Annotated in this window: 18 protein-coding genes; 5 read left to right on the top strand and 13 right to left on the bottom strand. The window is 65.9% G+C overall.

What is annotated here, in order from left to right:
• Nucleotides 1-75 precede the first annotated feature (75 nt).
• From E2I15_RS01215 to E2I15_RS01240, 6 genes are all read right to left on the bottom strand, one after another.
• Entirely contained in the window at nt 76-327 is a 252-nt protein-coding gene (locus tag E2I15_RS01215) for a YodC family protein (RefSeq protein ID WP_170991460.1), read from the bottom strand.
• Nucleotides 328-441: 114 nt separating this feature from the next.
• Entirely contained in the window at nt 442-1,182 is a 741-nt protein-coding gene (locus E2I15_RS01220; RefSeq protein ID WP_016839718.1) for an HAD family hydrolase, read from the bottom strand.
• The gene (gene hemF, locus E2I15_RS01225; protein WP_155262161.1) at nt 1,173-2,069 is read right to left on the bottom strand and encodes an oxygen-dependent coproporphyrinogen oxidase; all 897 of its coding nucleotides are present in this window, start codon (nt 2,067-2,069) and stop codon (nt 1,173-1,175) included. Before hemF ends, E2I15_RS01220 begins: the two co-directional genes overlap by 10 nt.
• Nucleotides 2,070-2,071: 2 nt before the next feature.
• Nucleotides 2,072-2,437: a 6-pyruvoyl trahydropterin synthase family protein gene (locus E2I15_RS01230; protein ID WP_016839716.1), complete on the bottom strand. Its 366-nt coding sequence runs from the start codon at nt 2,435-2,437 to the stop codon at nt 2,072-2,074.
• Between the two features lie 27 nt (nt 2,438-2,464).
• Nucleotides 2,465-3,097: a 7-carboxy-7-deazaguanine synthase gene (gene queE, locus E2I15_RS01235; RefSeq protein WP_137478173.1), complete on the bottom strand. Its 633-nt coding sequence runs from the start codon at nt 3,095-3,097 to the stop codon at nt 2,465-2,467.
• 11 nt (nt 3,098-3,108) lie between these two features.
• Nucleotides 3,109-3,579, bottom strand: coding sequence for a tRNA (cytidine(34)-2'-O)-methyltransferase (locus E2I15_RS01240; RefSeq protein WP_137478172.1), 471 nt, complete (start codon nt 3,577-3,579; stop codon nt 3,109-3,111).
• 277 nt (nt 3,580-3,856) lie between these two features.
• Here E2I15_RS01240 and petA point away from each other — a divergent pair, with 277 nt between their 5' ends.
• The 3 genes from petA (at nt 3,857) to E2I15_RS01255 (ending at nt 7,390) form a co-directional block, all read left to right on the top strand.
• On the top strand, nt 3,857-4,387 hold the full coding sequence (petA, locus tag E2I15_RS01245) for a ubiquinol-cytochrome c reductase iron-sulfur subunit (protein WP_016839713.1): 531 nt from the start codon (nt 3,857-3,859) through the stop codon (nt 4,385-4,387).
• Nucleotides 4,388-4,459: 72 nt separating this feature from the next.
• Entirely contained in the window at nt 4,460-6,532 is a 2,073-nt protein-coding gene (locus tag E2I15_RS01250) for a cytochrome c1 (protein ID WP_137478171.1), read from the top strand.
• A 183-nt stretch (nt 6,533-6,715) separates the two neighbouring features.
• Nucleotides 6,716-7,390, top strand: a complete 675-nt coding sequence (locus E2I15_RS01255) for a dienelactone hydrolase family protein (protein WP_137478170.1) — start codon at nt 6,716-6,718, stop codon at nt 7,388-7,390.
• Nucleotides 7,391-7,535: 145 nt separating this feature from the next.
• On the opposite strand, the gene E2I15_RS01260 is transcribed toward E2I15_RS01255, so the two are convergent.
• Complete coding sequence (locus E2I15_RS01260) at nt 7,536-8,534, bottom strand: VOC family protein (RefSeq protein WP_246667998.1); 999 nt, start codon at nt 8,532-8,534, stop codon at nt 7,536-7,538.
• 343 nt (nt 8,535-8,877) lie between these two features.
• Between E2I15_RS01260 and E2I15_RS01265 the strand changes: the two genes are divergently transcribed.
• Nucleotides 8,878-11,043: an anthranilate synthase component I gene (locus tag E2I15_RS01265; RefSeq protein WP_137478168.1), complete on the top strand. Its 2,166-nt coding sequence runs from the start codon at nt 8,878-8,880 to the stop codon at nt 11,041-11,043.
• A gap of 116 nt (nt 11,044-11,159) precedes the next feature.
• Complete coding sequence (locus E2I15_RS01270; protein WP_018273383.1) at nt 11,160-11,699, top strand: adenine phosphoribosyltransferase; 540 nt, start codon at nt 11,160-11,162, stop codon at nt 11,697-11,699.
• A 70-nt stretch (nt 11,700-11,769) separates the two neighbouring features.
• Here the strand turns inward: E2I15_RS01270 and E2I15_RS01275 are convergent, their stop codons facing one another.
• The 6 genes from E2I15_RS01275 to smc all read right to left on the bottom strand — a co-directional run bounded on the left by E2I15_RS01275 (nt 11,770) and on the right by smc (nt 20,044).
• The gene (locus E2I15_RS01275) at nt 11,770-12,438 is read right to left on the bottom strand and encodes a P-loop NTPase family protein (RefSeq protein ID WP_137478167.1); all 669 of its coding nucleotides are present in this window, start codon (nt 12,436-12,438) and stop codon (nt 11,770-11,772) included.
• Between the two features lie 60 nt (nt 12,439-12,498).
• Nucleotides 12,499-13,242: a P-loop NTPase family protein gene (locus E2I15_RS01280; RefSeq protein WP_016839706.1), complete on the bottom strand. Its 744-nt coding sequence runs from the start codon at nt 13,240-13,242 to the stop codon at nt 12,499-12,501.
• A gap of 163 nt (nt 13,243-13,405) precedes the next feature.
• A complete protein-coding gene (locus E2I15_RS01285; protein ID WP_137478166.1) occupies nt 13,406-14,620 on the bottom strand; it encodes a M48 family metallopeptidase in 1,215 nt (404 codons plus the stop codon).
• A 34-nt stretch (nt 14,621-14,654) separates the two neighbouring features.
• A complete protein-coding gene (locus E2I15_RS01290) occupies nt 14,655-15,215 on the bottom strand; it encodes a LemA family protein (protein WP_016839704.1) in 561 nt (186 codons plus the stop codon).
• Between the two features lie 270 nt (nt 15,216-15,485).
• A complete protein-coding gene (locus E2I15_RS01295; RefSeq protein WP_137478165.1) occupies nt 15,486-16,451 on the bottom strand; it encodes a small ribosomal subunit Rsm22 family protein in 966 nt (321 codons plus the stop codon).
• A gap of 128 nt (nt 16,452-16,579) precedes the next feature.
• Nucleotides 16,580-20,044 (bottom strand): chromosome segregation protein SMC, encoded by a 3,465-nt coding sequence (gene smc / locus E2I15_RS01300; protein ID WP_137478164.1) that lies wholly within the window; start codon nt 20,042-20,044, stop codon nt 16,580-16,582.
• Nucleotides 20,045-20,089 lie beyond the last annotated feature (45 nt).

Raw genomic sequence — 20,089 nt, forward strand, 5'->3', positions numbered from 1 at the left:
ACGGTGACGATTGGTCGACTGTTGTATCGAGGCGATGCTGCCGGCAGCTGCCGCTCAGCATCGCGCCAACGGATCTCACGCCGCCTTGCGCTTCTTCTTGCGGTCGCCGTCGTCGTCTTCGTCCTCGTCGTCTTCGTCGTCTTCCTCTTCATCGTCCTCCGGATCGAGCTCGGTCGATTCGAGTGCGACGAGCGGCAAGGTTTCGCGAAACAGATCGCCGTCCGTGCCCATCCACAGGCACGCGACCTTGTCCTCGTCGATTTCGACGACCGTAATCGGATGGCCGCCGGATTTCAGCATGACGACATCGCCTGGTTTCAGTTCCATGATTTTCCCTCCGCGCTGGATGACGCGGACGGCAGGCTAGCGACCGGTGATGACAGCCAAATCACGGCCGGCGTCAGCTTCAATGGAATTGACGTGGAAAACGGCCGCGATGCGCTATTTGCGCGCGGCAGGAACCAATTCGCTCAGCGAGCGGATGATGCGGTCGGGCTTGATGGTCGATCCCGGCGGCAGCCCGACACCGTGCACGTCCATCCAGATCGCATAGATGCCAAGCCGCTGCGGCGCCACGACCTCCCACTCGAGATTGTCGCCGATCATCCAGGTGTCGGATGCGGTGACGCCGAGCGCTTGCATCGCGTGCAGGTAGGCGCGCTCCTCCGGCTTGCCGAAGCCGTGCTCGCCCTCGATCTGGATGTGATCGAAGCGATGGCCGAGCGCGAAGCGCTCGACCTTGGCGCGCTGCATGTCGGCGGCGCCGTTGGTGACCAGCGCGAGCTTGATGCCGAGCGCCTTGAACGCATCGATCGCTTCATGCGCGCCGGGGAAGACGAACATCTCCTCCTCGCGATAGGCGGTGAAGCGATCGGCGATGCGGTCCGCGAGCTCGTCGGGCAGCGCGCGGTGACCGGCCGCCGCGAGCGCAGCGAAGCCGCCCTTCACGGTCAGCCGCCGCGCCTCGCCGAGCCTGATCCGCCAGATCGGCTCGGCGGTCGACCAGAATTGCCGTGCATAGGCCAACAGCGCGGTCGCGACCTGATCCGGGGGCAGGGGAGCCAGCTCCGCGGCAAACTCCGTGGTGATCGTGTTCCAGGCGATCTCGGGGCGTCCATAGGCCGACAGGATGGTGTCATCCATGTCGATCAGCATCGCGCGCGGCAGGTTCATCACGGCCATTTCACCTCCGGCGGCAGCGACGACAGGATCGAATCCACATTGCCGCCGGTCTTCAGGCCGAAGATGGTGCCGCGATCATAGAGCAGGTTGAATTCGACATAGCGGCCGCGGCGGACCAGTTGCTCGTCGCGATCCTCGGCGCTCCAGGCGGCCTCGAAATTGCGCCGCACCAGGTCGGGATAGATCTTCAGGAAGCCGCGCCCGACGTCCTGGGTGAAGGCGAGATCGGCCTCCCAGTCGCCGCTGTCGTGCCAGTCATAGAAGATGCCGCCGATGCCGCGCGCTTCCTTGCGGTGCGGCAGGTAGAAATAGTCGTCGCACCATTTCTTGTACTTGTCGTAGTCGGCGACGCCGTTCGGCCCACTGCACGCCTCCTTCATCGCGGCGTGGAAGGCGACCGTGTCGGGGTCGTCCTGAGTGCGCCGCCGGTTCAGCACCGGCGTCAGGTCGGCGCCGCCGCCGAACCAGGCCTTGGTGGTGACGACGAAGCGGGTGTTCATGTGCACGGCGGGCACGTTCGGATTGCGCAGATGCGCGATCAGCGAAATGCCCGACGCCCAAAATCGTGGATCGTCCGCGGCGCCCGGAATCTGCGCGCGGAATTCGGGGGCGAACTCGCCGTGCACGGTCGAGCAGTGCACGCCGACCTTTTCGAACAGCCGGCCCTTCATGATCGACATCACGCCGCCGCCGCCCGGCTTGCCGGTGTGGTCGGTGCGGTCCCAGGGGGTCCGCACGAACCGGCCGGCGGCGCCGGGATAGAGCGTGGATGGGGCGTCGTCCTCGAGCTTCTCGAAGGCCGCGCAGATGTCGTTGCGCAGCGCCTCGAACCAGCCGCGCGCACGCGCCTTGCGGTCCTCGATGATGGCGGGATCTGTTGGCAGCATGACTAACCTTGCGGGCCGAAATAGGTGCAGCTCTCGTTGCAGCTGTCGCGATGAACGCTGACGCGGGTCAGCCTGCCTGCGTGTTGCAACCGCTCCCAGATGAAGCGCGACAGATTCTCCAGCGTCGGGACGCCGATCGCCTCGATCTTGTTGAGGAACTTGTGGTCGAGCGTCTTCTGCACCTCGGCCATCGCGCGTTCGAGCAGGCCGAGATCGATCACCATGCCGGTTTTCGGGTCGGGCGTGCCGCGCACGGTGACTTCGGCGCGAAAGGAGTGGCCGTGAATCTCCTCGCTGGCGGTGCCAAATGTCGTTCCGGACAGCGCATGCGCAGCCTCGAACCGAAACGCTTTCGTCAATTCCCACATCTCGTTCAACAATCCGATTCTGTCAGTTCATCTAATCCCGAGCGTCTTGTGCGTCTGCACGCTAAGGCGCCATTGCGGGTGCTTCAGGCAATAGGCGATCGCCCGCTCGGTATTCTCGATCACATCGGGGCCGTCCATCGGCTGCAGCGAGAAGCGCTCGAAGGCAAGGCCGGCGAAATCCTCCGGTGCGTTCTCCACCTGCGGATAGACCAGTTTGAGCTCGTGCCCCTTGCGCACCACGAGCTCGGCTGCGGCCTTGGGACTGACGCAGATCCAGTCGAGCCCGTCGGGCGGGGCGATGGTGCCGTTGGTCTCGATCGCGATCGCAAAGCCGTGGCCGTGCAGGGCCTCGATCAGGGCCGCGTCGACCTGCAGCAGCGGCTCGCCGCCGGTCAGGACGACGTAGCGGTCGGCCTCGCCTCCGGTCCATTGCGCGGCAATGGTGCCGGCAAGCTCTTCCGCGGTCGCATAACGGCCGCCCAGCGTGCCGTCGGTGCTGACGAAATCGGTGTCGCAGAACTTGCAGACCGCGCCGGCTCGGTCCCGCTCGCGGCCGCTCCAGAGGTTGCAGCCGGCGAAGCGGCAGAACACGGAGGCTCGGCCCGCATGGGCGCCTTCGCCCTGCAGGGTGAGAAATATCTCCTTGACCGCGTAGCTCACCAAAAAGTCCCTTAAGTTGCCGAACCGGCAATTCCTGAACCGGTTTGCCGCAGCGCCTCGCCGACGGCCATGGCCGCCGTGACGGCCACATTGAGCGAACGCATGGTCGGCCGGATCGGAATCACCAGTCGCGCATCCGCGGCGGCCGCCACCGCGTCGGTCACCCCTGCCGTCTCGCGCCCGAACAGCAGGACATCGGAGGCCGTATAGGCGAAATCAAGATAGGATTTCGCCGCCCTGGTCGTGAACAGCACCAGCCGGCATCCGGCCTCGGCCCGCCATTCCTCGAATTTCGACCATGAGTCGTGACGCTTCAACCGCACATGGTCGAGATAGTCCATACCCGCCCGGCGGAAATTCCGGTCCGAGGTGTCGAATCCTGCCGGTTCGATGATATGGGCCGACACGTCCAGGCAGGCGCAGAGGCGCAGAATCGTCCCTGTATTCTGGGGGATGTCGGGCTGGAACAGCGCGATCTGCATGGTGCGGGCGGCCTGTGAAATCCGGATGAAATTGTCTCAATAAAACATCGCTCGGCGCGGATTTCGTGCATTGCACGTGTGCGAGCCGATAGCGGGCTTGCGCTCGTCCGGCAAGGGTGCCAATAGAACGATTCTGGACTGCTGTTCCGCCATTTGGGGTGGGGAATAGCGGTTTTCTGCCGCCGCGGGGGCCGCGGGCGCCGGCAGCCTTTCTTGGGGCGCGTCCTGCGTCTCCGAGGCGGTTCCACCGGCTGCAGAAAAGAAAGGGCTAGGAATCGTGACGACAGCGTCTTCGGCGGACCATCCGACACGCCGTGATTTTCTCTTTGTTGCAACCGGAGCTGCCGCCGCGGTCGGCGCAGCCGCTACCGTCTGGCCGCTGGTTGCCCAGATGAACCCGGATGCCGCGACGATCGCGGCCGGCGCGCCGATCGAGGTAGATCTGACGCCGATCGCCGAGGGCCAGGACATCAAGGTCTTCTGGCGCGGCAAGCCGATCTACATCAGCCATCGCACCAAGAAGCAGATCCAGGAGGCCCAGAGCGTGGCGCTCTCGAGCCTGCCCGATCCGCAGCCCGACTCGGCCCGCGTCAAGGCCGGCCACGACCAGTGGCTGGTTGTGATCGGCATCTGCACCCATCTCGGCTGCATCCCGATCGCCCATGAAGGCAATTACGACGGCTTCTTCTGCCCCTGCCATGGCTCGCAGTACGACTCCTCCGGTCGTATCCGCCAGGGGCCGGCGCCCGCCAACCTGGCGGTGCCGCCCTACGCCTTCCTTTCCGACACCAAAATCCAGATCGGCTAAGTCCCGGCCCCTCCGGGATTTCGGCTTTCACTTGGACCCATCGCGTCGTTTTTCTTCTTCAGGATCGCATCAATGAGCGGACCATCTGATTTCCAACCGAGCAACCCCGCCTTGAAGTGGATCGAACGGCGCCTTCCGATCTTCGGCCTGATCCACTCCTCGTTCGTGGCCTATCCAACGCCGCGCAACCTGAACTACTGGTGGACCTTCGGCGCCATCCTGTCGATGATGCTGGCGCTGCAGATCCTGACCGGCGTGATCCTGGCGATGCACTACACGCCGCACGCCGACCTCGCCTTCAAGTCGGTCGAGCTGATCGTCCGCGACGTCAATTACGGCTGGCTGCTGCGCAACATGCATGCCTGCGGCGCGTCGATGTTCTTCTTCGCCGTCTACATCCACATGTTCCGCGGCCTCTATTACGGGTCGTACAAGGAGCCGCGTGAGGTGCTGTGGATCCTCGGCGTCATCATCTACCTCCTGATGATGGCGACGGGTTTCATGGGCTACGTGCTGCCGTGGGGCCAGATGAGCTTCTGGGGCGCCACCGTCATCACCAACCTGTTCTCGGCCGTGCCCTATTTCGGCGAGAGCATCGTGACCCTGCTGTGGGGCGGCTATTCGGTCGGCAACCCGACGCTGAACCGCTTCTTCTCGCTGCACTATCTGCTGCCGTTCGTGATCGCCGGCGTGGTCGTGCTGCATGTCTGGGCGCTGCACGTCGCGGGTCAGAACAACCCGGCCGGCGTCGAGGCCAAGACCGAGAAGGACACCGTGCCGTTCACGCCGTACGCGACGATCAAGGACATGTTCGGCGTGTCCTGCTTCCTGATCTTCTTCGCCTGGTTCATCTTCTACATGCCGAACTATCTCGGCGACGCCGACAACTACATCCCGGCGAACCCGGGCGTGACCCCGGCGCACATCGTGCCTGAATGGTACTACCTGCCGTTCTATGCGATCCTGCGTTCGATCCCGAACAAGCTCGCCGGCGTCGTGGCGATGTTCTCGGCGATCATCATCCTGTGCTTCCTGCCCTGGCTCGACAGCGCACGGACCCGTTCGTCGAAGTATCGTCCGCTGGCCAAGCAGTTCTTCTGGATCTTCGTGGTGGTCTGCATCCTGCTCGGCTACCTCGGCTCGCAGCCGCCGGAAGGCATCTACGTGATCGCCGGCCGCATCCTGACGGTCTGCTACTTCGCCTACTTCCTGATCGTGCTGCCGCTGCTCGCCCGCATCGAGACCCCGCGCCCGGTGCCGAACTCGATCGCCGACGACGTGCTGGCGAAGAGCAAGGGCAGGGCCGCGACCGCGGCCTCTGTGATGCTCGCGATGGTGGTGGCCGGCAGCCTGCTCGTCGGTGGCACCCAGAACGCCAAGGCCGAGGAGGGCGGCACCGCGCCGCCGGCCCAGAAATGGTCGTTCTCCGGTCCTTTCGGCACCTATGACCGTGGCTCGCTGCAGCGCGGCCTGAAGGTCTACAAGGAAGTCTGTGCGGCCTGTCACGGCCTGTCCTATGTCGCGTTCCGCAACCTCGCCGATCCCGGCGGCCCCGGCTATTCGCCGGCGCAGGCGGCGGCGTTCGCGTCCGAGTACAAGATCAAGGACGGCCCGAACGACCAGGGCGAGATGTTCGAGCGTCCGGGCCGCCCGGCGGATTACTTCCCGTCGCCGTTCCCGAACGAGCAGGCCGCGCGCGCGGCCAATGGCGGCGCGGCGCCGCCCGATCTCTCGCTGATCACCAAGGCGCGGTCCTACAAGCGCGGCTTCCCGCAGTTCGCGATCGACTTCTTCACCCAGTACCAGGAGCAGGGACCGGATTACGTCGACGCCATCCTGCAGGGCTTCGAGGACAAGGCTCCGGCGGGCGTCACGATCCCGGAGGGCTCGTATTACAACAAGTACTTCCCCGGCCATGCCATCAAGATGCCGAAGCCGCTGTCCGACGGTCAGGTGACCTTCGACGACGGTTCGCCCGCGACGGTCAAGCAGTACGCGCATGACGTCACCACCTTCCTGATGTGGGCCGCCGAGCCGCACATGGAGGAGCGCAAGCGGATCGGCATGCAGGTGTTCTTCTTCCTGGTCGTCTTCGCCTTCCTGATGTACTTCACCAAGCGCAAGGTCTGGGCCAACGCCCACTGATCTCGGGTGCGGTATCGCGAGTTTGAAAAAGCCCCTTCGGGGGCTTTTTTGTTTGCAATCTCTCCGTCATTCCGGGGTGACGCGGTAGCATCGAACCCGGAATGACAGTGTCGTCAATTGCGTCGGCCGCCGAGTGCGGACAAGATGCCGGCCAATCAGCCGGCAAACATTGTGGAGGAACTCATGGGTACCAGCATCAGCTTCAAGCGTCCGGACGGCAAGGAAGCGTCGGGCTATCTCGCCAATGCGGCGCGCGGCAATGCGCCCGGCGTGGTCGTGATTCAGGAATGGTGGGGTCTGTCGGACCAGATCAAGGGCCTGTGCGACCGCTTCGCGGTGGCCGGCTTCGATGCGCTGGCGCCAGATCTCTACAAGGGCAAGGTGGTGCCGTATCACGACACCGATGCCGCGGGCAAAGAGATGAACTCGCTCGATTTCATGGACGCCACCACGCAGACGGTGCGCGGCGCCGCGCAGTATCTCGCCAAGAACGGCGCCAAGGTCGGCCTGACCGGCTTCTGCCTCGGCGGCGCGGTGACCATCATCGGTTCGGTGCATGTGCCGGAATTGACCGCGGGCGTCGTATTCTACGGCATCCCGCCGGAGCAGGCCGCCAAGCCCGCCGACGTCAAAATTCCGCTGCAGGCGCATTTCGCCAACAAGGACGACTGGTGCACGCCGGAGCTCGTCAGCAATTTCGAGAAGGCGATGAAGGCCGCCGGCAAGTCGCTCGAGCTGTTCCGCTATGACGCCGAGCACGCCTTCGTCAACGAGCAGCGCCAGTCGGTGCACGACCGCGAGGCCGCCGAACTCGCCTGGGGCCGCGCCACGGACTTCTTCAAGAAGCATCTGGGGTAGTTGCGTCCTCAAGCGAGATGTCGTCCCTGCGAAAGCAGGGACCCATACGCCGCGGCCGCGGTAATGGCCATGCTGGCAGTCATCTCGTCAGACAACCGCACCCTGTGGTTATGGGTCCCTGCTTTCGCAGGCAAGACGGCGAGATCTAACTTTCCGCCTTCACCCCGTCCCACCACGGGCAGGTCCCGGACATCAGCTTGAAATTGCCTTCCATCACCTGCACCGGTGCGCGCTTGCCCTCGGCGGCGGCGCGCATCCGCATCTCGCGCGCGACGGCGCGGTCCTCCGGCGACAGCCAGACCCGCTCATGGCCCCACAGGCTCGGGCCGTCATGCATCTCGAACGGCGTCCAGTTCACCGGATCGATCTCGCGGCCGCCCCAGCCGCACTCGACCATGAAGGCGGACGGCGACCTGGCGTAAAACGACGTCATCAGGTCGTTGGTGTGGCGGCCGAGCGTGACGTTGACGCGGTCTTCCTGCTGCGCGACGTCATAGGCTTGGCCGACATCGTCGAGCGAGAACAGCTCGACCATCAGATGGTGCATGCCGTTCGTGCCGGTCTCGATCAGCGCCAGTGAGTGGTGGCGGGCATTGACGTGGAAGAAATAGGCGCGGAACGGTTTTTCGATGTAGTCGCTCAGGCCGAAGCCGAGCACGTCGACATAGAAGCTCATCACCGGGGCGATGTGCTCGACCGTCAGCACGGCGTGGCCAAGGCCGAGCGGCCCGGTGCGGAAGCCGGAGATCGAGCGCCCTGGCCTGAACGGCGTGTCGTCGATCTCAGCATCGTGAAACGCCTCGAGACGGTTGCCGGCAGGATCCCGAAACGAGATCAAGCCGCGCACCCGCCTGCTATCTGCAAGCGCCTGCGGCTCCGCGGTCACCGCGACGCCGGCGCGCTCCAGCCGTGCCGCCAGCGCGTCGAGGGCCGCACTGTCGGCCACCTCCCAGCCGAAGAACCTTGTGCCTTCGCCCTGGGCGCGGTCGATCACGATGCGCTGCTTGCGGTCGTCCATCCGGAACGCGAGCAGCGAATTGCCGCGCTCGACCGCCTGCAGCCCGACGAGGCCAGTGCCGAACTGCCGCCAGTCGTCGAGCGCGTCGGAGCCGAAGCCGGCATATCCGAGACCCAAAATCGCCATCTGCGCCTCCGCCATCTGTCTGTTTTTTGGGCGGCCAGCCGGCCGCCATTTCAGCAAATCCTACGCGGATTCCCGCCCCTTCAAACCCCGAAAAATGCCGCCGAAAGGGCGTCCCGCCTTGGGGCAGGGCTGTCAGGCCATCCCTTGACACGGCCCGCGCCGGGTGGTGAGTAACGGGCCATGAGCACCGTTGCCAGTCCATCCCGTCGTTGGTGGTCCACCTTCTCATAGGTGGCCGGTGCGTTTTCATTTCGCAAAAACGTCGAAGGTCGCCATCGCAGTGCGACGGTACCTTCCTTTGTCCTGTGTGGCGCTCTCTCGGCAAGTCTCGTAAGAGGATCACATGAACAGGACAGTCTTCTCCCTGCCGGCCAAGAGCGAATATCTGACCAATGGCGGCCTTGCGGTCGCGCGCGTGGTCGAGCAGTTCACCGGCGGCGCCAACCGCCTCGACGATTTGATCGCGCTGCTGGACCGCCGCCGCGGCGTGGTGCTGTCCTCGGGCACGACAGTACCGGGCCGCTACGAGAGCTTTGACCTCGGCTTTGCCGATCCGCCGCTGGTGCTGGAGACGTCAGGTACCAATTTCTCGTTGCAGGCGCTGAACCCGCGCGGCGAGGTCCTGATCGCCTTCCTCGGCGACGTGCTGCGCGAGCCCTGCGTCGTGATCACCGAGCGCAGCGCAACGCGACTCGCCGGCCATATCATCCGCGGCGCCGCGCCGGTCGAGGAAGACCAGCGCACCCGCCGCGCCAGCGTGATGTCGCTGGTGCGCGACATGGTGGCGGCGTTCACCTCCAATGCCGATCCGCTGCTCGGCCTGTTCGGCGCCTTCGCCTACGACCTCGTGTTCCAGATCGAGGACCTCGTGCAGAAGCGCGCCCGCGAGGCCGACCAGCGCGACATCGTGCTCTACGTGCCGGACCGTCTCTTGGCCTATGACCGCGCCACCGGCCGCGGCGTCGCGCTCAGTTACGAGTTCGCGTGGAAGGGCAAATCCACCGCCGGCCTGCCGCAGGAGACCGCGCCGAGCCTCTACGCACGGAACGGCCGGCAGGGCTATGCCGATCACGCGCCCGGCGAATATCAGGCGACCGTCGAGGTCGCGCGCGCGGCGTTTGCCCGCGGCGACCTGTTCGAGGCGGTACCCGGACAGCTGTTCGCCGAGCCCTGCGAGCGCTCGCCGGCGGAAGTGTTCCAGCGGCTCTGCCGGATCAATCCGTCGCCCTATGGCGCGCTGATGAATCTCGGCGACGGTGAATTCCTGGTCTCCGCGTCGCCGGAGATGTTCGTGCGCTCCGACGGCCGCCGGGTCGAGACCTGCCCGATCTCGGGCACCATCGCGCGCGGCTCGGACTCGATCGGCGATGCCGAGCAGATCCGCAAGCTGCTGAACTCGGAGAAGGACGAGTTCGAGCTCAACATGTGCACCGATGTCGACCGCAACGACAAGGCGCGCGTCTGCGTGCCCGGCACCATCAAGGTGCTGGCGCGGCGTCAGATCGAGACCTACTCAAAGCTGTTCCACACCGTCGACCACGTCGAGGGCATGCTGCGGCCGGGTTTCGATTCGCTCGACGCCTTCCTGACCCATGCCTGGGCGGTCACCGTGACCGGCGCGCCGAAACTGTGGGCGATGCAGTTCGTCGAGGACCACGAGCGGTCGCCGCGGCGCTGGTATGCCGGGGCGATCGGCTGCGTCAATTTCGACGGCAGCATCAACACCGGGCTGACCATCCGCACCATCCGCATGAAGGATGGGCTTGCCGAGGTGCGCGTCGGCGCGACCTGCCTGTTCGATTCAGATCCCGCCGCCGAGGATCGCGAGTGCCAGGTCAAGGCCGCAGCGCTGTTCCAGGCGCTGCGCGGCGATCCGCCGAAGCCGCTGTCGGATTTCGCGCCCGACGCCACCGGCTCCGGCAAGAACGTGCTCTTGATCGATCACGACGACAGCTTCGTGCACATGCTGGCCGATTACTTCCGCCAGGTCGGTGCCAACGTCACCGTGGTCAGGCATATCCATGCCCAGGACATGCTCAAGAAGAAGGGCTGGGATCTCCTGGTGCTGTCGCCCGGGCCGGGTCGCCCGGAGGATTTCGGCATCGCGAAAACCATCGATACCGCGCTCGAGAAGCAGCTGCCGATCTTCGGCGTCTGCCTCGGCGTACAGGCGATCGGCGAATATTTCGGCGGCCAGCTCGGCCAGCTTGGTCAGCCCGCGCATGGCCGTCCGTCGCGCGTCCAGGTGCGCGGCGGCCGGCTGATGCGGAACCTGCCCAATGAGATCGTGATCGGCCGCTACCACTCGCTGTTTGTCGAGCGCGACAGCGTGCCCGAGGTGTTGGCGGTGACGGCGACCACCGAAGACGGCGTTGCGATGGTGATCGAGCATAAGACCTTGCCGGTCGGCGGCGTGCAATTCCATCCGGAATCGCTGATGTCGCTCGGCAACGAGGTCGGCCTGCGCATTGTCGAGAATGCATTCCGGCTTAATGTGAGTAGCAAGTGAAGGCAAAGTTTAACCATCGTCATTCCGGGATGGTGCGCTAGCACCAGACCCGGAATGAACGAGATTCCAGGTTCGATGCTTTGCATCGCCCCGGAATGACCCTCAGAGCGAGACCAATGACCTTCGACCACGACATCAAGGCGACCGTTCGCACCATCCCGGACTACCCGAAGAAGGGCATCCTGTTTCGCGACATCACGACGCTGCTCGCGGATGCGAGGGCCTTCCGCCGGGCGGTCGACGAGCTGGTGCATCCGTGGGCGGGGGCGAAGGTCGACAAGGTCGCCGGCATCGAGGCCCGCGGCTTCATCCTCGGCGGCGCGGTCGCGCATCAGCTCTCCGCCGGCTTCGTGCCGATCCGCAAGAAGGGCAAGCTGCCGCACACCACGGTGCGGATCGCCTACTCGCTGGAATACGGCATCGACGAGATGGAGATGCATGCCGACGCCGTGCAGCCCGGCGAGCGCGTGATCCTGGTCGACGATCTGATCGCGACCGGCGGCACTGCGGAGGGCGCGGTGAAGCTGCTGCGCCAGATCGGCGCCAACGTGGTCGCGGCCTGCTTCATCGTCGACCTGCCCGATCTCGGCGGCGCCGCCAAGCTGCGCGCGATGGACGTTCCGGTGCGCACGCTGATGGCGTTCGAGGGGCATTAGTCTAGCGCAAATCCCTCCACATGGTCGTCCCGGCCCCCGTGCGCAATCGCGCGCTAGGCCGGGACGACAGTTACGACCTCTGCAGCAGCACGCTCAATTCAAGATCGCGGAACGTGGTGTAGTTCCGCCGGATCCATTGATGCAGCTCGGTCGATGAATCCTTTTCCTGGCGCAGATAGCCGGTGAAGGAAAAGTTCAGCCGGTCGATATAGGTCTTCAGGAACACCGGCAGCGCGCGGAAGCGCAGCACCTGGCTGGCGGTCATGACAGGCGGCAGCTCGCCGCGCACCACGAACTCGTTGTCGATGACGATCAGCGCATTCGGCGGGATCATGCCGTGCAGCGTCTGGTAGCCGCGCACCGAGGCGCGGTCGGTATCGGCGACGTACAGGATGATCGGCGCGACGCGACGGCGAAGCGCCTCCTTCATCAGCCCGATCTCGTCGCACATTTTGAAGAATTCGTCGAAGGCGTGGTAGCCGAGGTCGATCACCTTGCCGATGCCGTCATTGGCGATGACGCGGTCCATCAGCTGCATCTTGCCGTAGGTGTCGATCACGTCAGCGGTTTCGGTGATCCGCGGCAGGTAGTCGAGCAGCGACGGCTCCTTCAGATTGATGTCGTAGCAGACCACGTCGCCGTTCTTGAGCAGCAGGAATTCGCCGAGCAGCCGCGCGATCAGCGTCTTGCCGACCTGCGGGCGGGGCGAGCAGATGATGTAAACGGGCGTGGATGACATCGCCCGCTATATCAGGCCAAATTTTCGGCTAATCCAGCCCCATCAGGGTCGAAGGTCCGACTATTTTTCGCCTTTGGCCGACTTGGCGCCGACCAGGTCGGTCAGCTTGATCCGGTCGTACTCGCTCCAGACATTGGCGAGCCAGTGCCGGACATAGCCGCGCAGCACGAAGGAGTAGTTGGCGGCGTCGTCGTTGATGCCTTTGTTGGCGACGAATTTCAGGAACGGAACCGAGGAGACCTCGACCTGCTCATAGGCCATTTCGTTGAGCTTCGGGATCGTCAGGTCCACGGCGTCTTTGATGCGATGGAAGTAGGAATTGTAGGTCGCCTGATCCCACTGGAAGAACTGGGTGTCGTTGATGAAGTTCTTCACCAGGAAATACTTCGCGCCGCTCATGAAGTTGGCGGTTTCCGCGATCTCGTCGAGCGAGGCGATCGACGGGCCGAGGATATGGAACACGGCGAAGGTGATCTGGCCGGAGCGCGCCGCGTCGAGGAAGCCGATATCGCGCAGCGAGGCCAGCGCAGGCGACAACAGGCCGGCCCGGACGTCGATCACGGTGACCGAGGGCCCCGAGTTCAGCGTATCGAAGATCTTCATCTGGTCCGCGGTCGTCGTCATGTCGACGATCTCGGTGATGTCAGGATGGAAGCGCTTCAGCGTGCCGCGCGGCGATTCGGTGTCGAACGCCCGGGTCTGCACGTTATTGGCACTGAAATAGTCCAGGAGCGTCCGCGAGACGGTGGTCTTGCCGACCCCGCCCTTGTCGGCGCCCACCACGATCACAACCGGCTTTGCCATGGAAGTCCCTTAAAGCGCGCTCCCGACCGCGATGGCGATCGGCAAGTCCCCACACTGCTTTGGGCGCGAACATGGCAGAAACGAGGGAGAATTCAATTCCTTAAGGCGCCCACGATCGGTTTGGTGGGAATTTCCTTAATGGACTGAGTAGGCTAGGGCGCGATTAGCGGTGTCGTCCCCAAGGGCCCTGGAGCGGACCCAATGGTCCCTGCGCGGGGTTGTTGCCCGGCAGCGCTGGCGGATCGTTCGGCGGTGCACGCGGCACATCGCCCCACGGGCCGTGGGTCGCCGGCGGAGACTGGTCGCCCGCCGCGGAGGGCTCATGCTGCGGCTCCGTCTCGTCCGGCAGCGCCAGCGGTCCGGGATCGTGGCCGCCGGCGTATTTCACCAGGGCATCGACCCGGGACTTCACCGAGGGATGGGTGGCGAACAGGTCGGCAAACCCCTCGCGCGGATTGTCGACGCAGAGTTCCATCACGGCCGAGGTGGCGTCCGGCAGCTCGCCGCGGTTCTCGATCTTGCGCAGCGCCGAGATCATCGCATCGGGGTTCTTGGTGAGCTCGACCGATCCGGCATCGGCGAGGAATTCGCGCGAGCGCGACAGTGCGAGCTTGACCACCTGCGACAGCAGCCAGGCCAGCACGATCAACGCGACCGCGATGATGATCACGACGATCGCGCCGCCGCCCGAGCCCTTGCTGTCGCGGTCCGAGGAGGATGACGACGATCGTGAGGATGACGACCAGCCGCCACCGCCGCCGCTCGAATTCCACGACAGGTTCGTGAACAGGCGGAAGAACAGCTCGCCGAAGAAGCCGACCACGCCGGCGATGATCACCGCGATCACCATCAGCTGCACGTCGCCGTTCTTGATATGGGTGAGCTCGTGACCGAGCACGGCCTCGATCTCCTTGTCGTTCAGCGCGTTCAACAGGCCGGTGGTGACCGTGATGGCGTATTGGCTCCGGTTCAGTCCGGTCGCAAAGGCATTCAGCGCCGGGCTGCCCATCACCTTCAGCTTCGGCATCGGGATGCCGCGCGAGATGCAGAGATTTTCCAAGAGATTGTAGAGCCGCGGCTCTTGCTGCCGCGTCACGCTCTCGCCGCCGGTGACGGCGTCGATCATCTTCTGGTGGAAGAAATAGGCGATCACGATCCAGGCCACCGCCGCGATCGTCGCCCACGGGAAGGCCGAGACCAGGTCGCGCGAGGCCCGCGTCAGGTAATAGTCGACGGTGCGGCCGCTATCGATCATCACCTCCGCGACCAGCGCGCCGGCATAGACCAGCACGTAGATCAGCAGGAACAGGCCGGCAAGCAGCAGCATCGAACGAAACTTGTTCGATGCGATATGCGTGTAGAGACCATAGGCGGCCATGACGGAGCGGCCTCTCGCCGGCGCGCGTTGCGCCTCAGAACTTCACGCTGGGCGCCGCCTCGACCTCCGTGCGGCTGGCGCCGAGGTCGAAGAAATCCTTGCGGGTGAAGCCGAACATGCCGGCGAACAGCGCGGCCGGCATCTGCTGGATGCCGGTGTTGTATTCCTGGACCGCGTTGTTGAAGAAGCGACGGCTGGCGGCGATCTTGTTCTCGAGATCGGAAAGCTCGGAGGCGAGCTGCTGGAAATTGGCGTTGGCCTTGAGGTCCGGATAGGCCTCCGACAGCGCGATCAGCCGGCCGAGCGCGCCCGAGAGCTGGTTCTCCGCCGCCGAGACCTGGGCCGGACCCTGCGCCGACATCGCCGAATTTCGCGCCTTGATGACGTCGTCGAGCGTGCCGCGCTCATGCGCGGCATAGCCCTTCACGGTCTCGACCAGGTTCGGGATCAGGTCGTGGCGCTGCTTGAGCTGCACGTCGATGTCGGCAAAGGCCTGGCCGACCCGCTGGCTGAGCGCCACGAGGCGGTTGTAGGCGCCGAACGCAAACAGCACGAGAAGCACGATGACGCCGATAACGATCCAGCTGGTCGACATGACGGGGCAACTCCTGATGGACGAGGCGGCGGCACCGTAGCCCAAGATCGGGGCGCAGGGCAGCCCGCCGCGGAAAGGTGGGCATTGCCTTGGTCGGAACAGAACCAAGATTGGTTCAACATTCGTCGTCCCGGCGAAAAGCCGCGACCCATAACCATCAATCTTGATATTGAAGCAAAGCCGATGCCGCTTGTGCCCTTTCCGCGGGCCGCGGCGTATGGATCCCGGCCCCGTGCGCAATTGCGCACTAGGCCGGGACGACGCAAGTAACTAGACCGCATCGCCCCAGCGCCAGCGCCGGGCGCTTGCGTATTCGGCCCTGGCGCGACGCGGGATCTTCGCAACCGATACGCCCTCGGGCGTGCACAATTTCGCTGCGATCTCGACCTTGCCGACGTCCGGCTGCGCCAGCACGCGCGATGGCCTGTTCTCAACGCGCGCGCGGCTCAGCGCGACATAGGCGAAGCGCTCGTCCTCGAACGGGACGTCGGCGCCCTTGACTTGCTTGTGCGCGCGCGAGCGCTGCAGGCGCTGCGAGAAGTGGCACCAGTCGGGCGCGACCAGCGGGCAGCCGCCGTCATGCGGGCAGGGGGCTGCGACATGCGCGCCGGCGGCGATCAATCGCGCGCGGAGTGCCATGATCCGCGCATAGCCGGCGGGCGTACCTGGCTCGACGACCAGCAGCGTGTCGCCGGTTTTCGACCACAGCGCATCGGCCAGCGCCCCGCGCTCCGCGTCGCCGAGCTCGCCGATCATGTAGCTGGCGACGACGAGGTCGGCGGGCTCGGCCTTGTCGAGCAGGGCACGCGCCTGGCCGAGTTCATAGCTGGTGTCATGCAGGCGCGTGCTGCCGTGAAACATCTCCTCGGCCAATGACCGCAGCGCACTGTTGGCGTCGAGCAGGGTGAAGTCCCGCAGCGACGTGAATGCCTCCGCGGCGGCCCAGGTCGCGGTGCCCGGACCGGCACCGACATCGAGCAGGCGCGCCGGCCCGAAGTCCGGCCTGATCTCCGTCAGCGCGTTGAGGCTCGCTGCGACCGCGGCATAGGTCGCCGGCATCCGCGCCAGCGCGTAGGCCAGCGCATCGGTCTCGGTCCTGATCGTCGAGGAGCCGCCGCCCTCGCGATAGGTCTGCGAGATCGCCGCCGCGCGGCCAGCGGCGTCGCTGCGCGACAGGCCTTCGAGCCTGGCGTTAAGGGCGGCGCGCAGCTCGGCGGGCAGGTCAGGTGAGGTCATGGCTCGCCGTCTGTTGCACGTCATTGCGGGGCGGCGCGGCCGAACCTCAGGGGCGCAATTGCGGCCCGGGGAATCTCGAGATTCCGGGTTCGGTGCTGCGCACCGCCCCGGAATGACGGCATGGTCGCCTACGCCACGTTCTGGTCGAGGATATCGACCGCGCCCTGCAGGTCAACCGACACCAGCTGCGACACGCCGCGCTCGGCCATGGTGACGCCGAACAGCCGGTTCATCCGTGCCATCGTGATCGGATTGTGCGTGATGATGATGAAGCGCGTCTCGGTCGAGCCGGTCATCTCGTTCAGCAGGGTGCAGAACCGCTCGACGTTGTGGTCGTCGAGCGGCGCATCGACTTCGTCCAGCACGCAGATCGGCGACGGGTTGGTGAGGAACACCGCGAAGATCAGCGCCAGCGCCGTCAGCGCCTGCTCACCGCCGGACAGCAGCGACAGCGTCTGCGGCTTCTTGCCGGGCGGCTTGGCGATGATCTCGAGGCCGGCCTCGAGCGGATCGTCGCTCTCGATCAGATGCAGCGCCGCTTCGCCGCCGCCGAACAGCTCGGTGAACAGCCGCTTGAAGTGGTTGTTGACGGTCTCGAACGAGGTCAAGAGACGCTCGCGCGCTTCGCGGTTGAGGCTCTGGATGCCCTGGCGCAGCCGCTTGATCGCCTCGACCAGGTCGTCGCGTTCGGTGGTCAGCGCAGTGTGCTGGGTCTCGACTTCCTTGAGTTCTTCCTCGGCGCGCAGGTTGACCGCACCCAGCCGCTCGCGGTCGCGGCGCAGCTTCTCGAGCTCTTCTTCGACCTGCGTGACCGGCGGCAGCTCCTGGCCCGGTTCGATCTCCGCGAGGCCCACGACCGCGCTCGGCTCGACCTCGAGCATGTCGTGGATTTCGCGCTCGATGTCGGCGAGGCGGCGACGGGTGCCTTCCATGCGCTCCTCGGCGCGCGCGGTTGCCTCACGGGAATAGGAGAGGGCTTCGAGCGTAGCCTTGGCGACGCGGTCGGTTTCCGCCATTGCGGCTTCGGCGGTCGCCAGCGCGTCGGCGGCGATCCGGCGATCGCCCTCGGCGTGCTCGATCTCCGTGATCAGCGCGCTGCGCTTCTCGGCGAACACTTCCGGCGCGTTCGCAAGTTCCTCGCGCTCGGCCGACACTTCGGCGATGCGGGCCTCGACGGTCTCGACCTGGGAGGCGGCGCTGGTCTTGCGATTCTGCCACTCATTGCGCTCGGCAACGATCGCCTGCACGCGGCGGTCGGCGAGTTCGGCCTCGCGGGCGAGCGCCTGCGCCTCGGCGCGGACTTGCGCCGCGGCACGGCGCTGATTGTCGATCTCGGCGCGAACCGCGGCGAGCTGGGCTTCGGTCTCGACACCCGGCGGCAGTTCGGCGAGCGCGGCAGCCGCGCTCTCATGCGCGGCTTCGGCCTCGGCGCGATCGGCGGCGACGCGGCTGTGCGCCTCGGTCAGTGCCGATTTGCGCGCGGCGTGGCGGTTGATCTCGCGCTCGGTCGCGGCATGGCGCTCGCGCGCGGCGTCGGCCTCGCGGCGGGCTGCGCGGACGGCTTCGCGCGAGGCGCCCTCGGCGGCGGACGCCGAGCGCAATTCTTCTTCTGCCGTCTCCAGCGCCTGGCGCTTGGCGGCGGCGTCGATGCGGGCCTGTTCCAGCTCGTGCTCGATGTCGACCAGGCGGGCGCGCTCGGCGAGACGGCGGGCGGCGCCGGTCGGGGCATGTGCGTCGGCGACAAAGCCGTCCCAGCGCCAGACGTCGCCTTCGAGCGACACCAGCCGCTGGCCGGTCTTCAGCTGCGACACCAGCGCCGCGCCGTGCTCCTTGGCGACAACACCGATCTGGGCGAGACGGCGCGCCAGTTCCGGCGGAGCCTGGACGTGATCGGCCAGCCGCTCGACGCCGTCGGGCAGCGCAGGATCGCCCGCGGCTTCGCCGACATTGGTCCAGCGCATCGGCGCGGAGGAATCCACCGGCGCGTCGAGGTCGTCGCCGAGCACGGCGCCGATCGCCTTTTCATAGCCCTTGGCGACCGTGATGCCGTCGATGATCGGCGGCCACAGATTCTTGGTCTCGCTGGTGACGAGCTTGGAGATGGTGCGGGCTTCGGTCTCGAGCCGCTGCACCCGCTTCTCGGCCTCAGTGAGCGGATTGCGCGAGGCCTCCAGCGTCTGCCGTGCGGCGGCGTGATGCGCCTCGCTTTCCTGCACGGCGGCCTCGGATTCGGCGAGCGTCTGCTGCGCCATCTCCATGGCGGCGGCGAGTGCGTCGATGTCGCCGAGATTGCCGGTCTCCTGCGCGAGCCTGGTTTCCTCGGCCTGGACGTTGGCGATCTCCTGATCGAGCCGCGCCAGCCGGTCGCGATGCGTGCGCACGCCGGCCTCGAGCTGGTTGCGCTTGGCTGTCAGGTCGGCGAGCTGCGTGGTCAGCTCGGAGAACTGGCGCTCGGTCGCAGCCAGAATCTCCTCGGCCTCGGCGACGCGCTCGTCGACGCCGGAGCGCTTCTCGACCCGCGATTTGATCTCTTCCTTCAGCTCGGCGTCTTCGGTGTCGAGCCGCTGCAGCGCGATGTCGGCATCGGAGGTCTGCTGCTGTTCGCGCGCGATGTCCTGGGCGAACTGGGTAAGGCGGCGATCGAGCTCGCCGACGCGCTCCTTGGCGCGCTGTTCCTCGCGGTCGAGCATCTCGCGCGCATTGGTCAGGCGCTGCAGTCCGGCGGCGGCGCGCGCCTCGGCGTCGCGCAGCGCCGGCATTTCGGTGGCGCGGATCGCCTGGATACGCGCGGCTTCCGCTTGATGCTGGGTGCGCTCCGCCATCTCGCGTACGGCGAGATCATGGGTGCGCGCGGCGTCGTTGACGTCGGCATTGGCCCCGATCCAGCGCAGGTGGAACAGCATGGCTTCGGACTTGCGGACCTTGGCCGCGACTTCGCGGTAGCGGATCGCCTGGCGGGCCTGCTTCTTCAGGCCTTCCATCTGGCCGGTGAGCTGGCCGATCACGTCCTCGACGCGGGTGAGGTTGGTTTCTGCCGCCTTGAGGCGCAGTTCCGCCTCGTGACGGCGGGCATGCAGGCCGGCGACGCCGGCAGCGTCTTCCAGCACGCGGCGGCGCTGCTCGGGCTTGGCCTGGATGATCTCGCCGATCTTGCCCTGGTGGACCAGCGCCGGCGAACGCGCGCCGGTGGCGGCGTCGGCGAACAGGATCTGGACGTCGCGGGCGCGCACGTCGCGGCCGTTGATGCGGTAGACCGAGCCGGCCTCGCGCTCGATGCGGCGGGAGATTTCCAAGAGCTGGCTGTCGTTCACCGCGGCCGGTGCCGAGCGATCGGAATTGTCGATCGTCATCACGACTTCGGCGTGGTTGCGCGCCGGACGGTTGCCGGAACCGGCGAAGATCACCGCGTCCATGTCGGCGGCGCGCAGCGACTTGTGCGAGGTCTCGCCCATCGCCCAGCGCAGCGCTTCGACAAGATTGGATTTGCCGCAGCCGTTCGGTCCGACGACGCCGGTCAGGCCCGGCTCGATCATGAAATCGGTGGGTTCAACGAACGACTTGAAACCGTGCAGGCGGAGGCGCGTGAGCTTCATGTACACAAATCTCGTTTGGCCGGGCGCGAATCTCCCTGCCGTGAC

The organism is Bradyrhizobium sp. BR2003 (genome assembly GCF_009720285.1).
Classification (GTDB): domain Bacteria; phylum Pseudomonadota; class Alphaproteobacteria; order Rhizobiales; family Xanthobacteraceae; genus Bradyrhizobium; species Bradyrhizobium elkanii.